Annotated in this window: 25 protein-coding genes, 1 tRNA gene and 1 pseudogene; 20 read left to right on the top strand and 7 right to left on the bottom strand. The window is 64.2% G+C overall.

Annotation, left to right across the window (positions count from 1 at the left end):
• Positions 1–53: 53 nt before the first annotated feature.
• From QJT82_RS29755 to QJT82_RS29735, 5 genes are all read left to right on the top strand, one after another.
• Positions 54–368, top strand: coding sequence for a hypothetical protein (locus QJT82_RS29755; RefSeq protein WP_245288700.1), 315 nt, complete (start codon positions 54–56; stop codon positions 366–368).
• Positions 369–590: 222 nt separating this feature from the next.
• Positions 591–1,043: a MarR family transcriptional regulator gene (locus QJT82_RS29750; protein WP_028340417.1), complete on the top strand. Its 453-nt coding sequence runs from the start codon at positions 591–593 to the stop codon at positions 1,041–1,043.
• Between the two features lie 40 nt (positions 1,044–1,083).
• Entirely contained in the window at positions 1,084–1,698 is a 615-nt protein-coding gene (locus QJT82_RS29745) for an isochorismatase family protein (RefSeq protein ID WP_028340416.1), read from the top strand.
• Positions 1,685–1,822 carry a hypothetical protein gene (locus tag QJT82_RS45625; protein ID WP_348652649.1) on the top strand — a complete coding sequence of 46 codons (138 nt, stop codon included), beginning with the start codon at positions 1,685–1,687 and terminating at the stop codon, positions 1,820–1,822. The genes QJT82_RS29745 and QJT82_RS45625 overlap by 14 nt, the downstream gene beginning before the upstream one ends.
• A gap of 185 nt (positions 1,823–2,007) precedes the next feature.
• On the top strand, positions 2,008–3,270 hold the full coding sequence (locus tag QJT82_RS29735) for an MFS transporter (protein ID WP_028340414.1): 1,263 nt from the start codon (positions 2,008–2,010) through the stop codon (positions 3,268–3,270).
• Between the two features lie 67 nt (positions 3,271–3,337).
• Here the strand turns inward: QJT82_RS29735 and QJT82_RS29730 are convergent, their stop codons facing one another.
• The gene (locus tag QJT82_RS29730) at positions 3,338–3,514 is read right to left on the bottom strand and encodes an MJ0042-type zinc finger domain-containing protein (protein WP_311986722.1); all 177 of its coding nucleotides are present in this window, start codon (positions 3,512–3,514) and stop codon (positions 3,338–3,340) included.
• A gap of 391 nt (positions 3,515–3,905) precedes the next feature.
• On the opposite strand from QJT82_RS29730, the gene QJT82_RS29725 reads away from it, so the two are divergent.
• The 6 genes from QJT82_RS29725 to QJT82_RS29700 all read left to right on the top strand — a co-directional run bounded on the left by QJT82_RS29725 (position 3,906) and on the right by QJT82_RS29700 (position 11,451).
• Complete coding sequence (locus tag QJT82_RS29725) at positions 3,906–4,613, top strand: TetR/AcrR family transcriptional regulator (protein ID WP_028340413.1); 708 nt, start codon at positions 3,906–3,908, stop codon at positions 4,611–4,613.
• Between the two features lie 19 nt (positions 4,614–4,632).
• Positions 4,633–5,604: an ABC transporter permease gene (locus tag QJT82_RS29720; protein WP_018269503.1), complete on the top strand. Its 972-nt coding sequence runs from the start codon at positions 4,633–4,635 to the stop codon at positions 5,602–5,604.
• Positions 5,605–5,646: 42 nt separating this feature from the next.
• Positions 5,647–6,663: a sugar ABC transporter substrate-binding protein gene (locus QJT82_RS29715; protein ID WP_028340412.1), complete on the top strand. Its 1,017-nt coding sequence runs from the start codon at positions 5,647–5,649 to the stop codon at positions 6,661–6,663.
• Positions 6,664–6,740: 77 nt separating this feature from the next.
• Complete coding sequence (locus tag QJT82_RS29710) at positions 6,741–8,864, top strand: SMP-30/gluconolactonase/LRE family protein (protein ID WP_028340411.1); 2,124 nt, start codon at positions 6,741–6,743, stop codon at positions 8,862–8,864.
• Entirely contained in the window at positions 8,861–9,958 is a 1,098-nt protein-coding gene (locus QJT82_RS29705; protein WP_028340410.1) for a hypothetical protein, read from the top strand. The genes QJT82_RS29710 and QJT82_RS29705 overlap by 4 nt, the downstream gene beginning before the upstream one ends.
• Complete coding sequence (locus QJT82_RS29700) at positions 9,955–11,451, top strand: sugar ABC transporter ATP-binding protein (RefSeq protein ID WP_028340409.1); 1,497 nt, start codon at positions 9,955–9,957, stop codon at positions 11,449–11,451. Before QJT82_RS29705 ends, QJT82_RS29700 begins: the two co-directional genes overlap by 4 nt.
• 116 nt (positions 11,452–11,567) lie before the next feature.
• On the opposite strand, the gene QJT82_RS29695 is transcribed toward QJT82_RS29700, so the two are convergent.
• From QJT82_RS29695 to QJT82_RS29685, 3 genes are read right to left on the bottom strand one after another with little or no spacing between them, the layout of a single operon-like run.
• Entirely contained in the window at positions 11,568–11,942 is a 375-nt protein-coding gene (locus QJT82_RS29695; RefSeq protein ID WP_028340408.1) for a hypothetical protein, read from the bottom strand.
• A 50-nt stretch (positions 11,943–11,992) separates the two neighbouring features.
• Complete coding sequence (locus QJT82_RS29690; RefSeq protein ID WP_244435841.1) at positions 11,993–12,280, bottom strand: DUF5658 family protein; 288 nt, start codon at positions 12,278–12,280, stop codon at positions 11,993–11,995.
• A complete protein-coding gene (locus tag QJT82_RS29685) occupies positions 12,267–13,076 on the bottom strand; it encodes a sterol desaturase family protein (RefSeq protein ID WP_016848119.1) in 810 nt (269 codons plus the stop codon). The genes QJT82_RS29690 and QJT82_RS29685 overlap by 14 nt, the downstream gene beginning before the upstream one ends.
• 303 nt (positions 13,077–13,379) lie before the next feature.
• Between QJT82_RS29685 and QJT82_RS29680 the strand changes: the two genes are divergently transcribed.
• Positions 13,380–15,167 carry an adenylate/guanylate cyclase domain-containing protein gene (locus QJT82_RS29680; RefSeq protein ID WP_051447845.1) on the top strand — a complete coding sequence of 596 codons (1,788 nt, stop codon included), beginning with the start codon at positions 13,380–13,382 and terminating at the stop codon, positions 15,165–15,167.
• A gap of 160 nt (positions 15,168–15,327) precedes the next feature.
• Here the strand turns inward: QJT82_RS29680 and QJT82_RS29675 are convergent.
• Both QJT82_RS29675 and QJT82_RS29670 read right to left on the bottom strand, forming a co-directional pair.
• Positions 15,328–15,404: transfer RNA gene (locus QJT82_RS29675), tRNA-Arg, on the bottom strand.
• 153 nt (positions 15,405–15,557) lie between these two features.
• Positions 15,558–17,036, bottom strand: a complete 1,479-nt coding sequence (locus QJT82_RS29670) for a HAMP domain-containing sensor histidine kinase (protein ID WP_028340405.1) — start codon at positions 17,034–17,036, stop codon at positions 15,558–15,560.
• A 365-nt stretch (positions 17,037–17,401) separates the two neighbouring features.
• On the opposite strand from QJT82_RS29670, the gene rpmH reads away from it, so the two are divergent.
• From rpmH to QJT82_RS29630, 8 genes are all read left to right on the top strand, one after another.
• Positions 17,402–17,536 (top strand): 50S ribosomal protein L34, encoded by a 135-nt coding sequence (gene rpmH / locus QJT82_RS29665; RefSeq protein ID WP_008542748.1) that lies wholly within the window; start codon positions 17,402–17,404, stop codon positions 17,534–17,536.
• A gap of 32 nt (positions 17,537–17,568) precedes the next feature.
• Positions 17,569–17,964: a ribonuclease P protein component gene (gene rnpA / locus QJT82_RS29660; protein ID WP_028340404.1), complete on the top strand. Its 396-nt coding sequence runs from the start codon at positions 17,569–17,571 to the stop codon at positions 17,962–17,964.
• Positions 17,965–17,967: 3 nt separating this feature from the next.
• A complete protein-coding gene (yidC, locus tag QJT82_RS29655) occupies positions 17,968–19,875 on the top strand; it encodes a membrane protein insertase YidC (protein ID WP_028340403.1) in 1,908 nt (635 codons plus the stop codon).
• A 253-nt stretch (positions 19,876–20,128) separates the two neighbouring features.
• Complete coding sequence (gene yihA / locus QJT82_RS29650) at positions 20,129–20,779, top strand: ribosome biogenesis GTP-binding protein YihA/YsxC (RefSeq protein ID WP_028340402.1); 651 nt, start codon at positions 20,129–20,131, stop codon at positions 20,777–20,779.
• Complete coding sequence (locus QJT82_RS29645; RefSeq protein ID WP_028340401.1) at positions 20,779–21,147, top strand: DUF423 domain-containing protein; 369 nt, start codon at positions 20,779–20,781, stop codon at positions 21,145–21,147. Before yihA ends, QJT82_RS29645 begins: the two co-directional genes overlap by 1 nt.
• A gap of 224 nt (positions 21,148–21,371) precedes the next feature.
• Positions 21,372–22,265, top strand: a complete 894-nt coding sequence (argB, locus tag QJT82_RS29640; RefSeq protein WP_016848093.1) for an acetylglutamate kinase — start codon at positions 21,372–21,374, stop codon at positions 22,263–22,265.
• Positions 22,266–22,324: 59 nt separating this feature from the next.
• The gene (locus QJT82_RS29635) at positions 22,325–23,311 is read left to right on the top strand and encodes a DUF1036 domain-containing protein (protein WP_028340400.1); all 987 of its coding nucleotides are present in this window, start codon (positions 22,325–22,327) and stop codon (positions 23,309–23,311) included.
• Between the two features lie 186 nt (positions 23,312–23,497).
• Positions 23,498–24,190 carry a pyrimidine 5'-nucleotidase gene (locus tag QJT82_RS29630; RefSeq protein ID WP_028340399.1) on the top strand — a complete coding sequence of 231 codons (693 nt, stop codon included), beginning with the start codon at positions 23,498–23,500 and terminating at the stop codon, positions 24,188–24,190.
• Positions 24,191–24,229: 39 nt separating this feature from the next.
• On the opposite strand, the pseudogene QJT82_RS29625 reads toward QJT82_RS29630, so the two are convergent.
• A pseudogene (locus QJT82_RS29625) lies at positions 24,230–24,367 on the bottom strand (IS110 family transposase); the annotation flags it as partial.

Below are 24,367 nucleotides of genomic sequence, written 5' to 3'. Positions count from 1 at the left end.
GGGCGCCGGGCCTCGCGGAAGGTCGCGCCAGTCGGCCGGAATGTGAGCTGACAATGAAGGGCGCACCACGGAAACCGTCGGGCATCGAGCTGCGCATGTTGGCGGAAGCAAGCAAGCCCGCGCGGCGCCGGCGCCTGAGCGCAACCCAGAAGATGGCGTTGCAGGAAGCGCTCGCCGGCCGCCTGCAGCTCTATCCGCGCGGATATGCCGCGAGTAAGACCGGACCGTTCCACTCCCGACGCGCCATTCTCGGACTGGTGCGCGCCGGCCTGATGAGCCTCAGCGCGACCGCGCGCTATGCGGCCGCGACCAGGCGCGCGCGCGAGATGTACGAGGCCGCGGCAAGCAGCGACGCTGCGCCCGAGTAAGCGCGCGCCATTGCGCTGAGGCGCTCGAAGCCCTCACCATCCATTTCATTTCTCCGCAGAGGCCTGGCCGGCGTCGCACGCGCGTGGACGCTCTCGCGTGCCGCGCCGATTCCGGCCGCGAGCAGCGTCGGACCAGCCGGTTGGCTGCAGCAGGGCACGTATGCAGATAAACTGCGAAGATAATCTTTACAGTTTATCTTCATATGTGCTATCCGATACGGCATGAGCAATGTACCGGCCCGTCCCGGCTCGGCGCGCACATCCGCGCTGGCCGAAGATCTTCGCCTGTTGATTGGAACGCTGAAGCGGCGGCTTCGCGAGCAGGGCCAGCGCGAGGACCTCCCGCCTTCCCAGGTCGCGGTGCTGCTTCGCCTCGAAAAGGACGGCCCCGCGACCGTGTCCAGCCTGGCGCGATCGGAGGGCATGCGTCCGCAGTCGATGAGCTCGGCGATATCGGCGCTCGAGGCTGCGGGCCTGGTCCGCGGCGCGCCGGATCCGGACGACGGCCGGCAAACCATCATGTCGCTTACCGATAGCTGCCGCGAGCGGCTGCGCACCGGCCGCGCCGCGCGGCAGGACTGGCTGTCGCGCACCATCGCCGCGCGGCTGTCGGCGCGGGAGCAGGACGAACTCGCCGCCGCCGTCGGCTTGCTGAAGCGGCTGGTCGAGGATTGAGCCGGCTGCACTGCGACAGCTTGCGAGAAAGGTAATGACCATGGCCCTGACGACGCTCGATCCGATCACCGCATTGATCGTCATCGATCTACAAGGCGGTCTCATGGGCTGGCCCTTCGCCCATCCGATCGGCGACATCGTGGCTCGTGCCGCCGCGCTTGGCGCTGCGTTCCGGCGGCGCGGTCTGCCGGTCGCGCTGGTCAATGTCGACGGCAGCTCGCCGGGACGAACCGAGCAGGCGCCGCGCCATGGAAATTCAATTGGAAATCCAATTGGAAATCCATTCGGCGGCCCGCTTCCCGACGGATGGACCGATCTCATTCCGGAGCTCGACCGACAGCCCAGCGACATCGTGGTGACCAAGCGAACGCGAGGCGCATTTGCCAGCACCGACCTCGAAAGCCTGCTGAGAGCGCGCGGTGTCACGCAAGTCGTGATCGCCGGCGTCGCCACCGCCGGCGGCGTCGAATCGACGGCGCGGCAGGCCTATGAAGCGGGCTTCAACGTCACGCTCGCGATCGACGCCATGACCGATGCGCGGCCGAACGCACATGCCTACAGCGTCGAGCACGTGTTCCCGCGGCTCGGCGAAACCGGCTCGACGCAGGCGATCATCGATCTCGTTGAAAGGACCAACGCGCATGAACTGGCTTGACCTCGTCGCCTATTTCTTCGGCGGCGCCTTTCTCACCAATGCGATCCCCCACGTCGTCGCCGGCATGATGGGCGAAGCGTTCCAGAGCCCGTTCGCCAAGCCGCCCGGCGAAGTCGGATCGTAGCCATGTCGTTCTGTGAGCCAAGGAGTTGCCAGACATATTTGTCTTCCTAAGACCGCTTGGCCTCCGACTTTCGGCTTGCGAACCACCAGCGACGTCGCAGCGCTCGGTCTCGGCGGTCTGCTGATCGGCCTGTTCCTGACGCGGCGGTTCGGGCGGTTTCACGGCGGCAATGAACCTCAGAGAACATGAGACGCGTATTTCGATCGCTCGCGAGCTTCAACTACCGGGTCTGGGCGGCCGGCGCGCTGGTATCCAACATCGGCACCTGGATGCAGCGCGCCGCGCAGGACTGGCTCGTTCTCACCCAGCTGACAAATCACAGCGCGTCCGCCGTCGGCATCGTGATGGCGCTGCAATTCGGGCCACAACTATTATTGATGCCGTGGACCGGCTTTGCCGCCGATCACTTCAACCAGCGCAAGCTATTGATGGCGACCCAGGCGACGATGGGCGCGCTCGCACTCATCCTCGGCATTCTCACCGTCACCGGGCTGGTGCAGCTCTGGCACGTCTACACCTTCGCGTTCCTGTTCGGCTGCGCGGCAGCGCTCGATGCCCCGGTACGGCAAACCTTCGTCGCCGAGCTGGTCAGCGATACCAATTTGTCGAACGCGATCGCGCTGAACTCGACCTCGTTCAACGCCGCGCGCATGATCGGCCCGGCCGTCGCCGGCCTCATCATCGCCTCCGTCGGTACCGGCTGGGCATTCCTGTTCAACGGAGCATCGTTCCTGGCGGTGCTGACGTCGCTGACCCTGCTGCGCACCTCCGAGCTGCGCCCGAACGCGCGCGCCCATCCCACCAAAGGCAGCGTGATGCAGGGCTTCCATTATGTCTGGTCCCGGCCCGATCTCAGGGCGACGCTGATCATGCTGTTCCTGATCGGGACCTTCGGACTGAACTTTCCGATCTTCATCTCCACCATGGCAGTCGGCGTGTTCCACACCGATGCACGCGGCTTCGGCCTGCTGTCGTCGGTGATGGCGCTCGGAACGATGTCGGGCGCGCTGCTCGCCGCGAGCCGCGAGGAGCCGCGCTTCGGCTCGTTGATGCTGGGCGCCGCGATCTTCGGGCTGGGCTGCACGCTCGCCGCATTGGCGCCGAGCTATTGGCTGTTCGCCGCGGCGCTGGTCGTGATCGGCGTCGCCGCGCTGACCGTCACCAACACCTCGAACGCGCTGATGCAGCTCTCGACCGAGCCCGCGATGCGCGGACGGGTGATGGCGCTGCGGCTCGGCGTCGCGCTCGGCGGCACGCCGATCGGCGCACCGATCGTCGGCTGGGTCGCCGATCACCTCGGCCCGCGCTGGGCGCTCGGCGTCGGCGCCGCCGCCGGCTTTGCCGCAGCGATCGTGGCGATCGGCATGCTGTCCCGATCGGGCGGCGAAGCCGAGCGCCGCAGCCAGGAGGCGCGAAGGAGCGAGGTCAACCTGCCGCAGCAGCGTTGATCGCGGCGCCATCGACCGGCGCTCCTACTCTGTGTTTGGACACGTGTCCGTCACGCGGACCGAAACGCTAGTAAGCGTAGGACGGCTTGCCCGGCTGCACGGTCAGCCGAAAGGCGACATCGGTCGAACCATCCATCAGCTCGATGATGTGGTCGCACACCAGGCAGCGAAACTCACCCGCGACGCCGCCCTTCGACGTCAATTCGATCCGGCGATAGCCGGCCTGGCAATGGGGGCACGTCACGTCAGATTTTCGCATCGAATCAGCAAGCCGTTGCGCTCTTGAGCTTCCCACACGCCCATCATCGGAATGTGACGGCCGTCTAACCGGCGTGCTGGTCGACGAGAACGCCGGGAATTTGTGCTGTGCTTTCAGCGCGAAAAGTTCCCGACGATGGCCGGAACGACGACGCGCCCAGGCCGGGCAACACGGCTGCGAACCAAAAAACGAGCGAGCGCTCTCTCAGAAAATTTCATCATCCCCCTTTTCCGGGCGCCGTTTCGTGGGCTAGGAATTAGGCAAGGGCGTAACGCCCAGCCCGGACCAGCAACAAAATGAAATGGTTCGGGAGCATAGCCAGGGAGGCAACGTGGGTCTCGCGCGTCAGCGACCGGGGACGGCGAATGCGTTCGCGATGGACGTGCTTTGCGCGCGCATCCTCGAACGTCATCGGGATTCCATCCGGGTCCAGAAAACCCATCTCGCCGTTCCGAATCTCACGCGCATCATCGGCGCCACGCTCACGCTTTCCAACAAGCACGGTTTTCACGCCACCACGCTGCGCCAGCTCGCGGAGGCCTCGGGCCTCAGCATGGGCGGCCTTTATACGTATTTCGACAGCAAGCCGACGCTGCTGTCGATGATCCTCGGCGAGGTCGCCGAGACGGTGGCGGAGGTTCTCAACTCGCCGCCCGCCGACGTGAAGCAGGATGCGCGCAAGCATCTGCACTGGATCATCGCGACCCATGTCCGCATGAGCGAGGCGATGCAGCCCTGGTTCGTGTTCTGCTTCATGGAAGCAAAGTCGTTTCCACCCGCGGAGCGCCAGCGCGCCATCGAGATGGAGGTGATGACCGAGAAGATCATCGCCGGCGTTCTCAAGCAGGGTGTCGCCAGCGGCGTCTTCGCGATCGACCAGGTCACGCTGACCGCATCGCTGATCAAACCGCTGCTGCAGGACTGGTACGTCAAACGCGCGAAGTACCGCAGACGCGGCACCTCGATCGAAACCTACATCAACGTCGTTGGCGCGTTCGTCGATGCCGCGGTCTCAGGCCGGACGCGGCCCGGCCGCGTCGTGACCGGCTCCCGCACAAGATCCAGGCAGACGGCGCACCCATAGCCGCAGGAAGGACGAGGCAATGAAGCGATTGCGGTTCAATCAACAGGAGATCGTCTTCGCCGTCTTTGCCGTGCTGTTCCTGGCGTTCTCGATTTTTCTACGCGGCTTCCTGACGCCGGAGAACATGCTGACACTGCTGCAGAACGTCGCGGTGCTCGGCATCCTCGGGCTGGCGATGGCGATCGTCGTGATCGGGCGCGGCATCGACATCTCGCTGATCGCAGCGCTCGCGGTGCCGCCGGGGCTCGTGCTGCAGATGGTGCAGAACGGCCACTCGCTGCCGACCGCGCTGGTGACAGCGGTGCTGCTCACGATCGCGTTCGGCCTGGTCAATGGCTGGCTGATCGCCTACGCCGAGGTCCCTTCGCTGTTTGCGACGCTGGCGACCGGCCTGCTGCTCGCCGGCCTCGGGCAGGCCGCGCTGTTTCAGCTCGACGTCGTGCAGTGGAGCGACGGCATGAAGGGCTTCGAGCGGCTCGGACAGGGCACCATTTCAGGCATCCCGACCTCGATCGTGATGTTCGCGATCGCCTGCGTCGTGGTCGCGTTCCTGCTGCGCCAGACGCGCTGGGGCGCCTATATCTACGCGATCGGCGACAATCCCTACGCGGCCCGCGTCACCGGCATCCCCTCGCGCCCGATCATCGTGCTGCAATATGTCGTCGCGGCGCTGATCGGCTGCTTCGCGGGCCTGGTGATGGCGGCATCGGTCAACTCGATGCCGACCCGCATCTTCAATTCGACCCTGATCTACGACGTCATCCTCGTCGTCGTGCTCGGCGGCATCGGCCTGTCGGGCGGCCGCGGCGGCGTGCTCAACGTCATCATCGGCACGCTGCTGATCGGCACCATGCTGAACGGCATGACCATCATGGACATTTCCTACGCCGGACAAAACCTCGTCAAGGGTGTCGTCCTGCTGCTCGCCGTCATCACGGATTCGTTCCTGAATCCGCGCAACGAAGAAACGGCACAGCAGGGCGACATCTGAACCAAGCCACAAGAACATTCAATCACGACCAAGGAGGAAGCAATGAAATACGCTGTCAGGACTGCAAAGGTGATCGCCGCAGCGCTCGGGCTCGCAGCCATCGCCGCCCCGGCTCTGGCCCAGCAGGGCCTGGACGAGCCGTTCCAGAAGCCGTTCAGGGAAGCCCTCGCCGGCAAGACGGTGGCCTACGTTCCGGTCGCCATGAACTTCGACCTCACCGAAGGCTGGTACGCCGGCATGAAGAAGGAGCTCGAGCCCTTCGGCGTGAAGTTCGAGATCCGCGATCCCAACTGGAACACCAATGCCGGCGCGCAGGCGGTGACCTCGCTGATCTCGGAGAAGCCGGCCGTGATGGTGATCCACAATCCGGACGTGCAGACCTACGCCAAGTTGCTGCAGCGCGCCGAGAACGAAGGCATCTACGTCATTCAGATCAACATGGGGTCGGCCTATCGCTCTTCGGCCTTTGTCGGCGCCAACTGGATCGAGATCGGCGAGCGGGACACCGAAGCCGTGGTGAAGGCCTGCCAGGGCAAGTCGAACAAGATCGCCATCGTGCAGGGCGCGCTCTCGGCGGCCGCCAGCGCCTACACGCTCAAGGGCGTCGAGAACGTGCTTGCCAAGCATCCGGAGATCAAGGTGGTCTCGAGCCAGGCCGCCGACTGGGACGCCGCGAAGGCCAAGGCGATCACCCAGACCGTGCTGAAGCAGAATCCTGATCTTTGCGGCATCGTCGGCTTCTGGGACGGCATGGACATCGGCACCGCCGCCGCGGTGAAGGAAGCCGGCCTGACCGGCAAGGTGTTCGTCGCGACCTCCGGCGGCGGCGAGCGCAAGGGCGCCTGCGAGCTCGTGAAGTCGGGCGCGTTCGATCTCAACATGAGCTACGACGTGCCGACCCAGGCCGCGCAGATGGCCGGCACGATCAAATGGCTGCTGTCGTCGGGCGCCAAGGCCGGCTCGATCAAGGGTTCGGAATACACGACGCTGATCCCGATCACCAAGGAGAATGCGGACAGCCAGACCGCGTGCTGGAATCTCAGTGACCTGAAGAAATAGTCCGGCGATTCCCGCTCGACGTCCCGGGCGATTTCACCCCGGGACGTCGATCTTCCCAAATCGAACGCCTTGCTGGAATGCCGATGCGCGACACCCTGACGAGCCTGCGTTACCGCTATTGGCCGGATCATCTCCTCGGCGAGATCCTGTCCAAGCGTTGGACCGAGACCGCAATACCGGTGATCCTGCTTTTGATCGTCGGCTTCGCGCTCAGCCGTTCCATCGATCACTTCCTGTCGCCGTCGAGCCTCGCCGACACCGCGCGGCAGGCCGGCGAGATCGGCTTCATCGGCCTCGGCATGGCGCTGGTCGTCATCGTCGGCGGCATCGATCTGTCGGTCGGCTCGATCTTCGCGCTGACGGATTTCTGCGCGCTCTATCTGCTCGACGTGCTGAACTGGCCGGTTCCCGCGGTGGTGGTCGCCACCCTCATCTGCGGTGCACTGCTCGGCGCCGTCAACGGCGTCCTGATCGGCTATTTGCGGCTCCGCGCCTTCATCACCACGCTGATCACCCTGATCATCTACCGCTCGGCGTTCGATCTGTTGATCCAGCGCTACTCCAATTCGATCGCCGCGGCCTTCCCCGACATCCCGTCCTGGAATTTCATCGGCGGCGGCGACGTGTTCGGCATTCCGAGCGTCGCTTTGGTCTACATCGCGATCGCGATCTTCGGCCATATCTTCATGACCCGGCTGCGCCCGGGCTGGCACATCACCGCGATCGGCGGCTCGCGCCGTTCCGCCTACAATTCCGGCATTCCGGTCCGCCGCACCATCGCGCTCTGCTATGTCGCAAGCGGCGTGCTGACCAGCATCGCCGCGCTGTTCTTCGCGGCCCGGCTCGGCACCGTCGGCGGCGACATCGGCGTCGGCCTCGAGGTGATCGTGCTGACCGCGACCGTGCTGGGCGGCATCACGCTCGGCGGCGGCAAGGGCTCGGTCGCCAAATCGCTGGTCGGCGTGCTGATCGTGCTCCTGATCACCAACGGCCTGACCACGCTCAATGCACGCGGCGGCATCAACCGCATGGCGCTGGCCGGCATCCTGCTGGTTGCGGCGATGGTCGACATCCGCTGGCAGAAGAACCGCACCCGCATCATCAGCAAGGTCTATGTCGCGCCGACCTATCACGCCTTGCCGCCGCCGCCGGCCACCGAGATCGGCCAGGGCGGCCCGTTCGAGCAGAACGACAAGCTGCGCGACGTCGAACTGATCGGCCTCGGCCGCATCGAGGCGCCGGAGGACGTGATCCTCGATCGCAACAACAATCTCTACGCCGGCTCGCGCCATGGCGACATCATGCGCTTCTTCGCGCCCGACTATCAGCGCATGGAGGTGTTCGCCCATATCGGCGGCCAGCCGCTCGGCATGGCGTTCGACCGGCAGGACAATCTCTATGTCTGCATCGGCGGCATGGGCCTGTATCGGATCGCGCCCGACGGCACCGTCGAGAAGGCGACCGACGAGACCAACCGCAGCATGCATTCGGTGAACGACGACAGCCGCCTGCGGCTGGCCGACGACCTCGACATCACCGACGACGGCCTGATCTTCTTCTCGGAAGCCACCGTGCGCTACGAGATGGACGAATGGCCGATCGACGGGCTCGAGGCGCGCGGCAACGGCCGCATCATCTGCTACGACACCAAGACCGGCGCGACGCACACGGCGCTGCGCGGCCTCAAATTTCCCAACGGCATCTGCGTCGCCAGCGACGGGGTGTCGATCCTGTTCGCCGAGACCTTCGGCTGCTCGATCAAGCGGCTGTGGTTCGCGGGGCCGAAGAAGGGCCAAGTCGAGGTCGTGATGGACAATCTGCCGGGCTATCCCGACAACATCAATCTCGCCTCCGACGGCAATTACTGGCTGGCGCTGGTCGGCATGCGCAGCCCCTCGCTCGACCTCGCCTGGAAGATGCCGGGCTTCCGCCGCCGCATGGCCAAGCGCGTCCCGGTCGACGAATGGCTGTTCCCGAACATCAACACCGGTTGCGTGGTCAAGTTCAACGAGCAGGGCAAGATCCTTGAATCGTTCTGGGACCTGCGCGGCGAGAACCATCCGATGATTACCTCGATGCGCGAGCATCGCGGCTATCTCTATCTCGGCGGCATCATGAACAACCGGATCGGCCGCTACAAGCTGGAGAACGCGGACCCGAACTTCGTGCAGTATGACAAGCGCTGGGGGAAGCTGTCGTGATCGCGGCCGTCAGGGAATTCGCCAACCGCTTTCTCGGCCGTGGCGAGGCCACCATCACCGTGCCGTCGTTCGACGGCGCACTGAAGCCGAACCAGAAACTGGAATCTGCGACCACCTTGCTGGAATGCGAGGCGCCCGAGGATCTCGCAACCGACGGCCGCAACCTCTATGTCGCCGACGGCCGGCGTCTGCTGCGCCTCGACGGCGGCGGAGCGGCCGAGCTGCGCCGCTTCGAGCAGCCGATTTCGGCGCTCTGCGCGCTCACCGGCGGCGGCATCGCGGTCGCGCTCGGCGGCCGCGAGGTGCGGCTCTATACCAATCCCTCGTCGGGCGAGCTGAGCGTGACGTTCAGCGACGCCGCCTTCAACGCGATCAACGCGCTGACGCAGGCCGGCGACGGGACCCTGATCGCAACCGACGGCTCAGCGACCTGCGGCATCGACGATTGGGCGCGCGACCTGATGGAGCTCAATCGCAGCGGCCGCGTGTTCCGGCTCGACCCCAGGACCAGCTCGGTGCAGCCGCTGGCCTCGAAGCTCGGCTACGCCTTCGGCGCCTGCGCGCGCGGCGACGGCGTGCTGGTCAGCGAGAGCTGGCGGCATCGCCTCGTCCTCGTCTCCAATGGAAGGCCGCCGCAGGTCGTGCTCGGTCATCTGCCCGTCTATCCGTCGCGGCTGTCGAAGGCCGCGGGCGGCGGCTATTGGCTCACCGCGTTCACCGCACGCACCCAGCTGATCGAGTTCGTGCTGCGCGAGCCGGCCTACCGGCGTCGCATGATGGCCGAGATCGACCCGGCCTATTGGGTGGCGCCGCGGCTGCGCTCGGGCTTCTCGTTCAAGGAGCCGATGCAGGGCGCCCACATCAAGACGATGGGCGTGATCAAACCGTGGGCGCCGCCGCGCTCCTATGGCCTCGTCATCCGGCTGAGCGAGGACGGCAAGCCAAAGTATTCGCTGCACAGCCGGGTCGACGGCGTCAATCACGGCGTCGTCGCCGCGCTTGAGCTCGGCGACGACCTTGTGCTGATCGCCAAGGGACCGGGCCGCGTGCTGAAACTGCCCCTCGCCGGGCTCGCCGAGGAGGTCGGCTCATGAGCGACACCGTGCTTTCCCTGCGCAAGGCCACCAAGCTTTACGCCGGCGTCCCCGCCATCGAGGGCGTCGACTTCGATCTACGCCGCGGCGAGATCCACGCGCTGGTCGGCGAGAACGGCGCCGGCAAGTCGACATTGACCAAGGTGATGGCCGGCGTCGTGACCTTGACCTCGGGCGGCATGAGTGTCGATGGCGCGGAGGTCGCGCCGCGGACGCCGCTCGAGGCCCGCAATCTCGGCATCGCCATGGTGTTCCAGGAGAACAGCCTGGTGCCGACCATGACGGTCGCGCAGAATCTGTTTCTCGGGCAGGAGAAATTCTACAACCGGCTGCGCGGCATCTACATCGCCGCCCAGCAATTCCTGCAATCGCTGAATTTCGACGTGACGCCGACCGCCACCGTCAGCGGACTCGGCGCTGCCAAGAAGCAGATGGTGGAGATCGCGCGCGCGGTTCTGCACAAGGCCAAGGTCATCATCTTCGACGAGCCGACCGCGTCGCTGACGCCGGAAGAGAAGAAGTATTTCTTCGACCTGGTCCGTGACCTCAAGAAGCGCGGCGTCTCGATCATCTTCATTTCGCACGCGCTGGAAGAGGCTCTGCTGCTCGCCGACCGCATCACCGTGCTGCGCGACGGCAAGCACGTCATCACCGACGACGCCGCGAAATTCGATCGCGCGGCGATCGTGCAGGCGATGGTCGGACGCGACCTCTCCAACACGCTGTATGGCGCGCGGAAGACCAGCGTCCGGCCGGCGGGGACGCGCGTGCTCACGGTGCAAAACCTCAAGATGGCGCCGATGGTGAAGAACAATTCGCTGTCGGTATTCGCCGGGCAGATCACCGGCGTGTTCGGCCTGGTCGGCGCGGGCCGCACCGAGACCTTCAAGATCGTATCCGGCGTGTTGAAACGCGACTTCTTCCACGGCGGCGAAATCATGCTGCACGACAAGCCGGTGCGCTACCGGGTTCCGGCGCCGGCGGTCAAGGCCGGCATCGCCTATGTGACCGAGGATCGCAAGGTCGAGGGCTTCTTCGAAACCGCCTCGATCGCCCGCAACATCTATCTCGGCCTGCTGTCGAAGTTTCCCGGGGGCCGCATGATGTTGTCGCGGCGCGAGACCAATTCGGTCGGCAAGACCTGGACCCAGCGCCTCAAGGTTCGCGCCATCGGCGACGAGGCCAAGGTGGTCGAGCTGTCGGGCGGCAACCAGCAGAAGGTGGTGATCGCCAAATCGCTGGTGCAGGAGCCCGAGCTGATCATCTTCGACGAACCGACCCGCGGCGTCGACGTCGGCGCCATCGTCGAGATCCACGAGCTGATCAACAGGCTCGCCGACGAGGGCAAGGCGGTGGTGGTGATCTCGTCCTATCTGCCCGAGATCATGGCGCTGTCCGACCGCATCCTGGTCTCGCGCCAGGGCAAGGTGGTCGAGGAATTCTCCGCGCTCGAAGCCACCGAGGAGAAGATCATGTACGCGGCGATTCATTGATCGCCGCAGCGGACGTGTGTCACAGCCGGCTGACCGCACGCAGCGCATTCATGCAGGCATCGCTCAAGCAGGTGCGGTGCGGGTAGCCCCCCGCCTGGTGCGATTCTGGTCGCGTGCTACTTTGGTCCGACGGTTCCAGTCACCTTCAGTCTCGCCGACCTCACCCAACCCGAGACGTCGTTGCCCGTCCCCGGATTGAGGTACATCACCGACGACCAGCCATCACTGGTTTGCGCATACGCGATCAGCGCGTCATTTGGAATGACGAACACCCCGCGGATCGGACAGTGCAGGTTCGGCGCCGAGTAGAATTGCAGCCGTCCCGTGCCCGTCACCACATTGGCAAGCGGCGGCGACAGCATCGGGACGCGGCTTGTGCCGGTCTGCGGCTCCTTGCAACTCGACGGTGTCTGCGCGTGCACGGTCGCTCCCGGAGCCCCCAGGATCAGGGCGCACCAGACCATGCAGGCGACAACAGACCTGTCCGACATCACTGATCCTCCTGATTTCGCCGGTTGCGGCAACCGGCGAAGGGATTGATTCAGTTCGTCCCCGCGATGATGACGAGGTTGTTCAGGACAGGCGTGGAGCAGAAGGCGACGACGAGAGCGATGTTGTAAACGTTGTTGCTCCGCCAAAGCAGCCACGTGACCACGAACGTCAGGCCAAGCTTGGGCACCAGCCACCATACGCCGAACCATGTCTGCGCCAGATGCATGAACGGGTTCAGCTCACCCAATCCGAGACTCAGGATCACATTCGTCGACACGAGGTCGGCGTAACCCAGCAGCAGGGCGAGGAGCACCAAGAGACCCTTAACCCAATTCATTCCGAGACTCCCGATGCCAGTAATGCCGAAGATGCCGGATTGGCCAGATCACACTATTGATGATGTCCACGCGCTCGGCAGGCACGAGGCCCGTTGCAGGATATTCGTCCGGCTTCGGTATCCAGGCCGTGCCGAACAGAATGTCGAGGAGCGGAAAGCAGGCAGCGAAGTTTTTGTCCCTGTGCTCGGGAAGGACCGAGTGATGGATCCGGTGCCATTGCGGATTGTTGATCCATGTCACATACCGACCGAGCGGAATGCGGACGTTGAGATGGGCACACGCATCGGGCATGAAGAAGATGAATCCCACCGCGATCACCATGTCCGGCGGGATGCGGAACAGGATCGCCATGATCGGAAGAAAGGCGTCGGACAACACCCGCTCCAGCCAGAAATGCCGGCCGCCGGTAATGAACGTCACGCCGTTCGCGCTGTGATGGAAGGAGTGCATCGCCCATAGGAAGGGGATCGCATGTTGAAGGCGATGGTATGCGTACTTGTAGAGATCGAATGCGACCACGATGATTGCGAGGGAGACGTACCACCAGTAACCGTCGGTCGGCAGCTTGATCCAGCCGAGACCGGTATAGCTGGCAATTTTCCCCGCACTGATCGCCGCGATCGGAGCGAGCATGGACGACAACCCGAGGCTCACGATCACCGCGAGCCAATCATCGCGAAACTCGCCGTAGGGAACGTCCGCGATCGGCCATCTTTTTTCCAGGATGCGACTGGTGTAGACGATGCCCAGGAATACGGCCGCATAAAATACGGCGTTTGCGATGTCACTCTGCATGAGGGATGACTCGCCGGTTCAAAAGGACAGACAATAAGAATAAAAACATTTGTGTGCCTATAAGCTAAAAAAGCTTATTTTTTCTCAACGTTCCGGCGGCGGCAAGCAGGGTTTTTACGGGGGGCGGGTCCGAGTGGGGGCCCCGGGACAGGTTGCATCCAGACGGCGCTGGCGCCCATTTCTGGTCTGAGGAAGCCGACCGGTGTCGCCTTTCGACCCATTTCGCAAGTTTTCGCTGGCTCAGGCGGAGCCCGCCGTGCTTTGATCGCTGGCAATATTTTGAGAATATTTTGAGGGCATGCCTTGGCCTCCGATCGCATCGAGCGGCGATTGGCTGCAGTGCTAGCGGCCGACGTCGCTGGGTACAGCCGGCTGATGGGACGGGACGAGGAAGGCACGCTGACTTGCCTGAAGACCCTTGTAGGGACCATCGTTAATCCGGCAATAGCCGCCCATCGGGGCCGTGTCGTCAAGACAACGGGAGATGGCCTGCTCGTCGAGTTTGCGAGCGTCGTCGACGCGATACGCAGTGCCGTTGAAATTCAAAACACGTTGGCGGCGCGGACGATCGCCGTGCCGCTGGATCAAAAGATAGAATTTCGCATCGGCATTCATACCGGCGACATCATCATCGATCGAGACGATATTTTCGGGGATGCCGTCAACATCGCCGCTCGACTCGAAAGCATCGCCGAACCGGGCGGGATCTGCGTATCCGACGACGCCTACAGACAGATCAGAAGCAAGGTCGACATTGTCTTTGAAGATATGGGACTGCAGTCTCTGAAGAATATCGCCGAACCAATTCAGGCTTGGCGATCCCGGTTGAGCACTCAAACGCCATCCGACGAAAGGTCAGCTTCGGCTGCGGCCCATCCGCAGCCGCTCACTCTTCCTGACAAACCTTCGATCGCGGTGTTGCCGTTTCAGAACATGAGCGGCGATCCCGAGCAGGAGTATTTTGCTGACGGGATGGTTGAGGAGATCACGACGGCACTATCGCGCAGTCGCGCCCTTTTTGTCGTCGCACGCAACTCCGCCTTTACTTACAAGGGAAAGGCCATCGACATAAGCCGTGTCGGACGGGAGCTGGGAGTCCGCTATGTCCTCGAGGGCAGCGTGCGAAGGTCGGCCGACCGAATAAGAATAACGGGACAATTGATCGAGGTGACAAACCAGGCCCATATCTGGGCGGATCGCTTCGACGGATATCTAAACGACATTTTCGTGCTGCAAGATACGGTTGCATCAAGCGTAATCGGAGCGATCCTTCCCAACATCGAAAGGGCGGAGATTGCGCTTGCCGTTCGCAAGCCGCCTGCGAACCTCACCGCCTATGACCACTACCTTCGCGGCCTCTCGTCTTTATATCTGTTTACAAGAGAGGCGCATCGCGGGGCCCTGCCTCTTTTTGTGCGCGCCACCGAACTCGATCCGGGCTTTGCACTTGCCTACGCAGTACAAGCTGGATGGTACCTCACGGCCAAGGCCTTCGACTGGGTCAGCATCGGACGCGTCGAGATAGAACATGCCGAGCGAATCGCGCGCGAAGCATTGCGGCTGGGCGATGACGATCCGCGAGTGCTCGCTTTCGCGGGTCAAGTCTTGACCTATGTCGTGAAGAAGGTTGCGGAAGGCGAGGCACTCCTCTCGCGCGCAGTCAATCTGGACCCTAATCTTGCGACGGCGCGATTATGGCTCGGCGGAGCCAAGAATTTCCTCGGCGAGTATGATGAGGCGATCGAGCAGTTACACCTTGCATTGCGATTGAGCCCGCTCGATCCACGAACTTTCCTCGCCTATCAAGGATTGGCGAGTGCACACTTCCAGGCAGGACGATACGACGAGGCTTTGGTATGGGCGTCCGACGGTGTCCGGCGTTGGCCTGACTTTGTTCAACTCCATCGTCAGATGATGGCGGCTCTCGCGATGCTGGGCCGGATAGACGAAGCTACCAAATGCAGCGATCAGGTCCGTCGATTGAGCCCGGGCTTGACGATCGCGGAATACAAGAGAACGACGCCCTTTGTGCGCAGCGAGGATGTCGAGAAGGTCGCGGCGGCCTGGCGACTGTCCGGCATGCCCGAATAGATCCTCTGAAGCGCCCGACACCGACAGCCGATTCCCGGCCCGGTCTCACCCCGCATCCTGACCATCTTTCAACGTCGGCTTGCGACCCGGCGCCTCGGTCCAGGCCGCCATCGCGGGCAACCGGGTCGAGAACGGAAATGTTCGTGGTTTTGAACGAAAATGGCGCGCCCGGAACGATTCGAACGTCCGACCCTCAGATTCGTAGTCTGATGCTCTATCCAGCTGAGCTACGGGCGCATTTTCGCGGGAGGGCTTGAGCCCGCATGGCTCCGGGAGCCCCGGAACGTCGCGAAAGAGCGCTCTAGCTACAGGCTCCGGCTCCAGTTGGCAAGGTCTGGAAGTGCCAATTTCGGCGCGGCTTTAGCCCGCCCTGGAGTACCGGAAGGGCCCCTATGCCCTCGCCCGCTCGCTGCGGACCGACAGCAGTTCCACCGGACGATCCGGGATCGAAATCCGGAAGGTGGCGCCGATGGTGCCCTCGACCAGGTGGATGTGGCCGCCATGAGCGCGGATCAGCTCGGCGGCGATCGCGAGGCCAAGCCCGCTGCCGCCGGGGCGGCCGGAGGTCTGGAACGCCTCGAACAGGTGCTCGCGCGCCTTGGCCGGAACGCCCGGACCGGTGTCGGAGACCTCGATGATCGCAACCGTCCCCTCGCGGCGGCCGGTGATGCGGATCTGCTGCGCGCCGCCGTCGCTGGCCGGCCGGCTTTCCAGCGCCTGCGTCGCGTTGCGCACCAGGTTGAGCAGCACGCGGAACAGCTGGTCCGGGTCGGCGTCGATGGTCAGGCCGCGCTCGATCGCGCTGATCCAGGTGATCGAGACATCGGTCGCAAGCCCCGCCGACTCCCGCACCTCGGCGACCGCGGGCTCCACCATGATCACGCGGCGATCAGGCGCCGCCTCCTGCGCGCGGCCATAGGAGAGTGTCGACTGGCAGAAGGCGATGGCGCGCTCCAGCGAGCGCAACAATTTCGGCGCAAAGCGCTGCACCCGCGGGTCGGGCACGCTGGCCAGCTGGTCCGACAGCAATTGCGAGGACGCCAGCAGATTGCGCAAATCATGGTTGATCTTGGAGACGGCGAGCCCGAGCGCGGCAAGCCGGCTCTTCTGATGCAGCATCGAGACGAGGTCGCGCTGCATGTCCGACAGCTCGCGCTCGGCAACGCCGATCTCGTCGCCGCGCTGGCTCGGCACGATGATTCGCGCCGAACTCTCCGGATTCTCGTGGAAGCCGACCAGGCTCGCGGTCAGCCGCCGCATCGGGCGCACGAACAAATAATGCAGCGCCAGATAGACCAGGCCGGCGGTCAGGCCGGCAATCAACAGCGCGACGACCAGGACGTTGCGCGAGAAGCGGTACATCGCCTGCCGCAGCGGCTTCTCGTCGATCACGACCTCGATGAATTGCGCCTGGCCCGGCGCGGGTCCGACCACGCGGATGGTCTGGTCGCCATGCTCCAGCATGATCTCGAAGGCATCGACGATCGCCGACCACACCGTCATGGTCCGCATGTCGACGTCATGGTCGATCGCGGCCGGCAGGTCGGCGCTGGCGAGCAGCCGGCGCTGCTGTCCCAATTTGATGGCAACGGCACGGGCGCCGATGCTGGTCAGGATCTGCCGCGCCAGCGATTCCGGCACCAGGCCGGACGGGGCGGCATCGAGCACCAGCGCCGCGGTATTGGCGGCGGCCAGGCGGTCATTGAGCCGGTTCATCCGGAAGTTGGCGATCGCCGGCACGTAGATCAGGAGCCCGGCGATCATCACCAGGGGAATTGTCAGCAACAAAAGCTTGCCCGACAGCCCGAGCCGAGGGGACGGCTTGGGCCGCTGCTTCTGCGCGGTCGCCTGATCGTCAGTTAGAGCCACAAGATAAGGCCTTGTTTGGCTTAGGGGTCGGAAGATGGGGCCCGGCCCCCAAGCCGGTCAAATTACGGATCGCTAATGTGGGCGGTTCCCCGAACGCCCCAAAGCGTCTCCATACCGTCAAATACCCCGCGAAATCAGATATATTCGCCCAAATTGCGACGTTTCGAAGAAGCCTTTTTGCGACGGCCTGTGACATTGACGAAAACAGGGCGCTCCCTTATAAGCCGCGCCAACTGTCCGCGATGGCCCGGTTCTTGACCCGGGGGCGGCTCCTTGGGGCCGTCAACGGCTCGTTTGGGCCTGCCAGCATCACCGGACTCCATCTCAATACAACGGCAAATTGCCCGGTCAGCGGAGAATTACCCGTGAAGCGGACTTATCAACCCAGCAAACTGGTGCGCAAGCGCCGTCACGGCTTCCGCGCCCGTCTCGCCACGGCCGGCGGCCGTAAGGTCCTCGCTGCGCGCCGCGCGCGTGGCCGCAAGCGCCTGAGCGCCTGAGCCCGGACGTCTCCTCTCCGGAGATACCCATTATGGATCGGCTGAGGCAGCGGGCGGATTTCCTCGCCGTTGCCAATGGCGCACGGGCGAATACCACAGCTTTTGTGCTGCAGGGCCGCCGCCGCGACGATCAGGGCCCGATCCGCGTCGGCTATACCGTCACCAAGAAGAACGGCACCGCGACCGAGCGCAACCGCATCCGCCGCCGGCTTCGCGAAGTGATGAGACAGGTCGACGCCGTATTCATGCGGCCGCACCATGATTATGTGCTAGTGGGCCGTCGTGACGCGCTGACCCGCGACTTTGCGACCATGCTTGACGACCTGCGGTCGGCGCTGCGCCGCCTCGACCGGCCTGCGCCCAAGACGGGTAACGACAAGGCGGGTAACAAAAGCGCGCCCAATCCGAATGGAATGACGAGACCCTAAGAGATGTCCGACAACCGCAACACGATCCTTGCCGTCATTCTGTCCGGCCTCGTCCTGATCGCCTGGCAATACTTCTACAATGTGCCGCAGATGGAGAAGCAGCGCGACGCGCAGCGCCAGGCGGAGTTGCAGAAGCCGGCGCCGCAGGCGACCCCGGGTGCTGCTCCTGGTGCTACTCCTGGCGCCGCTCCGGGAACCGCGGCGACCCCCTCTCCGGCCCCCGGCGCGCCTGCTGCTGACGCTCCGGTAGCGAGCCGCGAAACGGTGCTTGCCTCTGGCCCGCGCATCAAGATCGAGACCCCGCGCGTCACCGGCAGCATCGCGCTGAAGGGCGCCCGGATCGACGACCTGGCGCTGGTTCAGTTCCGCGAGACGGTCGATCCCAAATCGCCGGCTGTCGTGCTGCTTTCGCCGTCGGGCACGGCCGAGCCTTATTATGCCGAGTTCCTGTGGCTGACCGCCAACGGCTCATCGGTGAAGACGCCGAACGCCGAAACCGTCTGGCAGCAGGAGGGATCGAACAGCCTGTCGCCGAGCACCCCGGTGATTCTGAAATACGAGAACGGCCAGGGCCTGACCTTCCGCCGCACCATCTCGATCGACGATCGCTACCTCTTCAGCATCAAGGACGAGGTCATCAATCAAGGCAGCGCGCCGGTGACGCTGTATCCGTTCGGGCTGATCTCGCGCGGCGGCAAGCCGCCGGTCTCCGGCTACGCGATCCTGCACGAAGGCCCGATCGGCTATCTCGGCGAACACGGCCTGCAGGAATTCAGCTACAAGAACATCGACGAGGCCAAGACCCCGACCGGCGGAAATTCGCGCGGCATCGTGTTCACGAAGGTCACCGACGGCTGGCTCGGCATCACCGACAAATACTGGGCCACGGCACTATTGCCGGAGACCACCGCAACGCTCGAAAGCGCCCGCTTCACCACCGGCGACAAGCGCTACCAGACCGACTACATGCTCGGCGCGCAGACGATTCCGATCGGCGGCACCGGCGTTGCCAACGGGCGGCTGTTCGCCGGCGCGAAGGAGGCCGCCACGGTCGGCCTCAACTTCCCGCTGGTCGGCTTCGGCGGCTACAACAAGCAGCTCGGCCTCAACCATTTCGATCTCCTGATCGACTGGGGCCATTTCTACTTCATCACCAAGCCGATGTTCCTGGCGCTCGACTGGTTCTATCGCCTGGTCGGCAATTTCGGCATCGCGATCCTCTTGGTGACCGTGATCGTGAAGCTGTTGTTCTTCCCGCTCGCCAACAAGTCCTACGCCTCGATGGCGAAGATGAAGTCGGTGCAGCCGCAGCTGCAGGCGCTGAAGGAACGCTATCCTGACGACCGCGTGAAGCAGCAGCAGGAGATGATGGAGATCTACAAGAAAGAGAAGATCAACCCGATCGCGGGCTGTCTTCCCGTCGCCTTGCAGATCCCGGTGTTCTTCTCGCTCTACAAGGTGCTGTTCATCACCATCGAAATGCGGCACGCGCCGTTCTTCGGCTGGATCAAGGACCTCTCGGCGCCCGATCCGACCAACCTGTTCACGCTGTTCGGCCTCATTCCGTTCGATCCGATCGCGCTGCTCGGACCGCATTTCGGCTCCTATCTGGTGATGGGCATCTGGCCGATCATCATGGGCATCACGATGTGGGTCCAGATGAAGCTCAATCCGGCGCCGCCGGATCCGACCCAGAAGATGATCTTCGACTGGATGCCGCTGATCTTCACCTTCATGCTGGCAGGCTTCCCGGCGGGTCTCGTGATCTACTGGGCCTGGAACAACCTGCTGTCGGTGCTGCAGCAGAGCTACATCATGCGGCGCAACGGCGTGAAGGTGGAGCTGTTCGACAATCTGAAGTCGACGTTTCAAAAAAAAAGCGTGACGACTGAGACAAAGAAGGCGACGTAGCTTCCAGCAACAGCGCTTCGTCACCATGTCATGCCCGGCCCTGTGCCGGGCATCGACGTATTGGAGGGCGGCCAGCGCGTTTTCGAGCGAAGCGGGCGACGGTTCGCTGGAAGAAAGCGCGTCAAGACAAGCAGCTGGAGCTTCGATTCAATCAGAACCGAGGCTCCAGACGTTGACCTGGATGGCCGGGTCGTCCTACGCCAAGGACCCGCCTTGGGCCTTTGCCCGGCCGCCACGAGATGGAATCCTTCGCATGAGCACCGAACCCGATGCGGCGCTGATCGAGCAAGGCCGAAAACTGTTCGCCGGCGACTGGCGTTTCATCTGGGCCTCGCCCTCGATCGAGACGCTGCCGCCGATGGCCGGCCTCGAGGTCGCCTTTGCCGGCCGCTCCAATGTCGGCAAGTCGAGCCTGATCAACGCGCTGACCGGCCGCAGCAACCTGGCGCGCACCTCGCACACACCCGGCCGCACCCAGGAGCTGATCTTCTTCGAGGGGCCGGAGAAGGCGGGCTTCCGCCTGGTCGACATGCCCGGCTACGGCTACGCCTCGGCGCCGAAGACCAAGGTGGCGTCATGGACGGCGCTGATCCACAAATTCCTGCTCGGGCGCGCGACACTGGCGCGGGTCTACGTGCTGATCGACGCGCGCCACGGCATCAAGGACGTCGATCTCGACGTGCTGAAGACGCTGGACAAGTCCGCCGTCAGCTATCAGGTCGTGCTGACCAAGGCCGACCAGGTGAAGGCCGGCGAACTCAAGACTGTCATCGCCGACACGTCAGCAACACTCGCAAAGCATCCCGCCGCCTTCCCCGAAATGCTGGTGACCTCGTCGCGCACCGGCGACGGCATGCCGGAGCTGCGTGCCGCCATGGTGCGCCTGATCGAGGAACGGCGCTGATGAGCGGCGCATCCCGCCTCCTGATCGGCCTTGCCGCCATCATGGGCGCCTGCGGCGTGATGCTGGCGGCGGCCGCAGCCCATCTGCCTGATGCCACGCGGCTGGCGGCGGCATCCTCGATGCTGCTGTTCCATGCACCAGCCGTAGTTGCGACCATCGCGGTCGCGGATCGCGCGATCATCCATGCGAAGCTCGCAGTCGTGGCGGCGGCCGGGTTCGTCATCGCGGCGTCACTGTTCGCGGGCGACCTCGTGCTGCGCCAATATGCCGGCCATGGATTGTTTCCGATGGCTGCGCCGACCGGCGGAACGCTCTTGATCCTGAGCTGGCTGGTGCTGGCGGCCGCGGCGGTGTGGCCGAAGCGGTGATGACCGCCATACTTCCTTCTCCCCTTGTGGGAGAAGGTGGCGCGGATGCAATCCGCGCCGGATGAGGGGTCTCTATCCGCGGAGACAGACCCCTCACCCGGCTTCGATGCCGTCGCATCGAAGCCACCCTCTCCCACAAGGGGAGAGGGTCAAGACCGCTTTGCGCCCTGCCCGGCAATCAGATAGAACCGCGCCACCCCTCCGCTGACGACGAGACCAGCCCCATGACCGACCAGCACATCAGCCCGCTCGATCAGGCCCGCATCCTGTCCGAGGCGCTGCCGCACATGCAGGAATATGACGAGGAAACCATCGTCATTAAATATGGCGGCCATGCCATGGGCGCCGAGGACACCGCGAAGGCGTTCGCGCGCGACATCGTGCTGCTCGAGCAGACCGCGATCAATCCGGTGGTCGTGCATGGCGGCGGGCCGCAGATCGCGACCATGCTGAAGCGCCTCGGCATCCAGTCTGAATTCGCCGCGGGCCTGCGCATCACCGACGCCGCGACCATCGAGATCGTCGAGATGGTGCTGGCGGGCTCGGTCAACAAGCAGATCGTCGGCTACATCAACGAAGCCGGCGGCAAGGCCGTGGGCCTCTCCGGCAAGGACGGCAACATGGTGAAGGCGTCGAAGACGACGCGCACCATGGTCGATCCGGATTCCAACATCGAGAAGGCCATCGACCTCGGCTTCGTCGGCGATCCCGAAAAGGTCGACCTCACGCTGCTCAATCAGCTGATCGGCTATGAGCTGATCCCGGTGCTGGCGCCGCTCGCGACCTCGCAGGACGGCCAGACCCTGAACATCAACGCCGACACCTTCGCCGGCGCGATCGCGGGCGCGCTGAAGGCCAAGCGCCTGCTGCTGCTGACCGACGTGCCGGGCGTGCTCGACAAGTCCAAGAAGCTGATTCCGGATCTGTCGATCAAGGAAGCCCGCAAGCTGATCGCCGACGGCACGATTTCCGGCGGCATGATCCCGAAGGTCGAGACCTGCATCTACGCGCTCGAACAGGGCGTGCAGGGCGTCGTGATCATCGACGGCAAGACGCAGCACGCGGTGCTGCTCGAGCTCTTCACCAACCAGGGCACCGGCACGCTGATCCATAAATAATGGCAGACGCGGGACACACGGCGAGGATCCCTCGCCGGTCGCCGGCGGCGCGGCTCGCGATGGCGCTGCCGGCCGCGCTGGTGTCGTTCCTGTTCTCGTCGGCGCCGGCGCATGCCGACCTCAAGCTCTGCAACCGCATGAGCTATGTGATCGAGGCCGCGATCGGCATCGACGACAAGGCCGCGACCGCGACACGCGGCTGGTTTCGCATTGATCCGGCGGCCTGCCGGGTCGTGGTGCAGGGCGCGCTCACCGCCGACCGCGTGCTGCTCAATGCGCGGGCGCTCGGCGTCTACGGCGCTTCGCCGATCCCGCAGAACGGCACCGACACGCTCTGCGTGGCGCAGGACAATTTCGTGATCGCCGCCGCGCGGCAATGCCGCTCCGGCCAGATGCCCGCGCAATTCACCCAGATCACGCCGACGAAGACCGACGACGGCAATCTGGTCGCCTATCTCGCCGAAGACAGCGAATATGACGACGAGCAGGCGCGCCTCGCCGGCATCCAGCGCCTCTTGGTGATCGCGGGCTACGATGCGGCGCCGATCGACGGCGTCGACGGGCCGAAGACCCAGAGTGCGCTGTCGGCGTTCCTCAGGAGTCGCGGGCTCGCCAGCGACGTCGTGCAGTCGCCGAATTTCTTCGCCACCATGATCGATGCCGTGCAGAAGCCGTCCCCATCGGGGCTGACCTGGTGCAACGACACGCCGCACAAGGTGATGGCCGCAGTTGCAACCGACGACGGCAAGGTGGTGACCAGCCGCGGCTGGTATCGCATCGATCCCGGCAGGTGCCTGCATCCGGACGTGACGGGCACGCCGAAGCAGATCTATTCGTTTGCCGAAGCCGTCGACAACGACAACCGCGCCATCCGCATCAAGGACAAGCCGCTGAACTGGGGCGGCGGCGTCCAGCTCTGCACCCGCGAAAGCAAGTTCGAGATCAACGAACAGGGCGACTGCGCCACCCGCGGCCTCGCCGCGCTCGGCTTCACCACCGTCGACATGACCAGCGGCGGCAAGACGCTGCGCTTTACGATGCCGTGATGAAGATGCTTACGCCACAAATATCGATGTCGTCCCGGCGAAGGCCGGGACCCATAACCACAGGATTGCGTTTGGCGAAGAACGACGAGCATCGTGCCACATTGATGGATTCCGCGGTATGGGTCCTGGCTTTCGCCAGGACGACGGCGGAAGACTGGGCGATCGCGCCGACACGCGGAGAAAACCATGACTAAAACTGCCCGCAGCTTCGGCCATGTCGAGACCTGGGTGTTCGACCTCGACAACACGCTGTACCCGCATCACGTCAACCTGTGGCAGCAGGTCGATGCGCGGATCGGCGAGTTCGTCAGCAACTGGCTGAAAATCTCGCCCGAGGAAGCACGGCGGCTGCAGAAGGACTACTATCTGCGCTACGGCACCACGATGCGCGGCATGATGACCGAGCACGGCGTGCAGGCCGACGACTATCTCGCCTATGTGCACAAGATCGACCACTCGCCGCTACAACCCAATCCGGCGATGGGAGCCGCGATCGCAAAACTGCCGGGACGCAAGCTGATCCTGACCAACGGCTCGGTCGACCATGTCGATGCGGTGCTGGGCCGACTCGGCATCAGCAATCATTTCGACGGCGTGTTCGACATCATCGCCGCCGATCTCGAGCCGAAGCCGGCTCCGCAGACCTACCAGAAGTTCCTCAAGCTGCACGACGTCGATCCGGCGAGGGCTGCGATGTTCGAGGACCTCGCGCGCAATTTGGTGGTGCCGCATGAGCTCGGCATGACCACCGTGCTGGTCGTGCCCGACGGCAGCCGGGAGGTGGTGCGCGAGACCTGGGAGCTCGAAGGCCGCGACGCCGCCCATGTCGACCATGTCACGGACGATCTCACCGGCTTCCTGCAGCGGCTGAAGCCCTAGCCTCTCAACAGGTGTCGTCCCGGCGAAAGCCGGCAACTGTTATGTCGGTTTGGTCTGTAGGTACGGCTTTCGGTCTCGCATCATGGCATTGAGGACCGTGAGCAGCTTCCTGGCGACGGCGATGAGGGCGAGTTTGGCTGGTTTTCCGGCCTGTCGCAGTCGTGCATAGAAGGCCTT

The organism is Bradyrhizobium sp. Mp19 (assembly GCF_029952935.1).
Taxonomy (GTDB): Bacteria; Pseudomonadota; Alphaproteobacteria; order Rhizobiales; family Xanthobacteraceae; genus Bradyrhizobium; species Bradyrhizobium elkanii.
Note: the sequence above shows the minus strand (reverse complement) of the source record. Positions and strands in the feature narration are given on the sequence as shown.

Excerpts from the sequence above, each read along its gene's own strand:
- QJT82_RS29755 (WP_245288700.1), top strand. The coding sequence starts at position 54 with ATGAAGGGCGCACCACGGAAACCGTCGGGCATCGAGCTGCGCATGTTG.
- QJT82_RS29750 (WP_028340417.1), top strand. The coding sequence starts at position 591 with ATGAGCAATGTACCGGCCCGTCCCGGCTCGGCGCGCACATCCGCGCTG.
- QJT82_RS29745 (WP_028340416.1), top strand. The coding sequence starts at position 1,084 with ATGGCCCTGACGACGCTCGATCCGATCACCGCATTGATCGTCATCGAT.
- QJT82_RS45625 (WP_348652649.1), top strand. The coding sequence starts at position 1,685 with ATGAACTGGCTTGACCTCGTCGCCTATTTCTTCGGCGGCGCCTTTCTC.
- QJT82_RS29735 (WP_028340414.1), top strand. The coding sequence starts at position 2,008 with ATGAGACGCGTATTTCGATCGCTCGCGAGCTTCAACTACCGGGTCTGG.
- QJT82_RS29725 (WP_028340413.1), top strand. The coding sequence starts at position 3,906 with ATGGACGTGCTTTGCGCGCGCATCCTCGAACGTCATCGGGATTCCATC.
- QJT82_RS29720 (WP_018269503.1), top strand. The coding sequence starts at position 4,633 with ATGAAGCGATTGCGGTTCAATCAACAGGAGATCGTCTTCGCCGTCTTT.
- QJT82_RS29715 (WP_028340412.1), top strand. The coding sequence starts at position 5,647 with ATGAAATACGCTGTCAGGACTGCAAAGGTGATCGCCGCAGCGCTCGGG.
- QJT82_RS29710 (WP_028340411.1), top strand. The coding sequence starts at position 6,741 with ATGCCGATGCGCGACACCCTGACGAGCCTGCGTTACCGCTATTGGCCG.
- QJT82_RS29700 (WP_028340409.1), top strand. The coding sequence starts at position 9,955 with ATGAGCGACACCGTGCTTTCCCTGCGCAAGGCCACCAAGCTTTACGCC.
- QJT82_RS29695 (WP_028340408.1), bottom strand. The coding sequence starts at position 11,942 with ATGTCGGACAGGTCTGTTGTCGCCTGCATGGTCTGGTGCGCCCTGATC.
- QJT82_RS29690 (WP_244435841.1), bottom strand. The coding sequence starts at position 12,280 with ATGAATTGGGTTAAGGGTCTCTTGGTGCTCCTCGCCCTGCTGCTGGGT.
- QJT82_RS29685 (WP_016848119.1), bottom strand. The coding sequence starts at position 13,076 with ATGCAGAGTGACATCGCAAACGCCGTATTTTATGCGGCCGTATTCCTG.
- rnpA (WP_028340404.1), top strand. The coding sequence starts at position 17,569 with ATGGATCGGCTGAGGCAGCGGGCGGATTTCCTCGCCGTTGCCAATGGC.
- yidC (WP_028340403.1), top strand. The coding sequence starts at position 17,968 with ATGTCCGACAACCGCAACACGATCCTTGCCGTCATTCTGTCCGGCCTC.
- yihA (WP_028340402.1), top strand. The coding sequence starts at position 20,129 with ATGAGCACCGAACCCGATGCGGCGCTGATCGAGCAAGGCCGAAAACTG.
- QJT82_RS29645 (WP_028340401.1), top strand. The coding sequence starts at position 20,779 with ATGAGCGGCGCATCCCGCCTCCTGATCGGCCTTGCCGCCATCATGGGC.
- argB (WP_016848093.1), top strand. The coding sequence starts at position 21,372 with ATGACCGACCAGCACATCAGCCCGCTCGATCAGGCCCGCATCCTGTCC.
- QJT82_RS29635 (WP_028340400.1), top strand. The coding sequence starts at position 22,325 with ATGGCGCTGCCGGCCGCGCTGGTGTCGTTCCTGTTCTCGTCGGCGCCG.
- QJT82_RS29630 (WP_028340399.1), top strand. The coding sequence starts at position 23,498 with ATGACTAAAACTGCCCGCAGCTTCGGCCATGTCGAGACCTGGGTGTTC.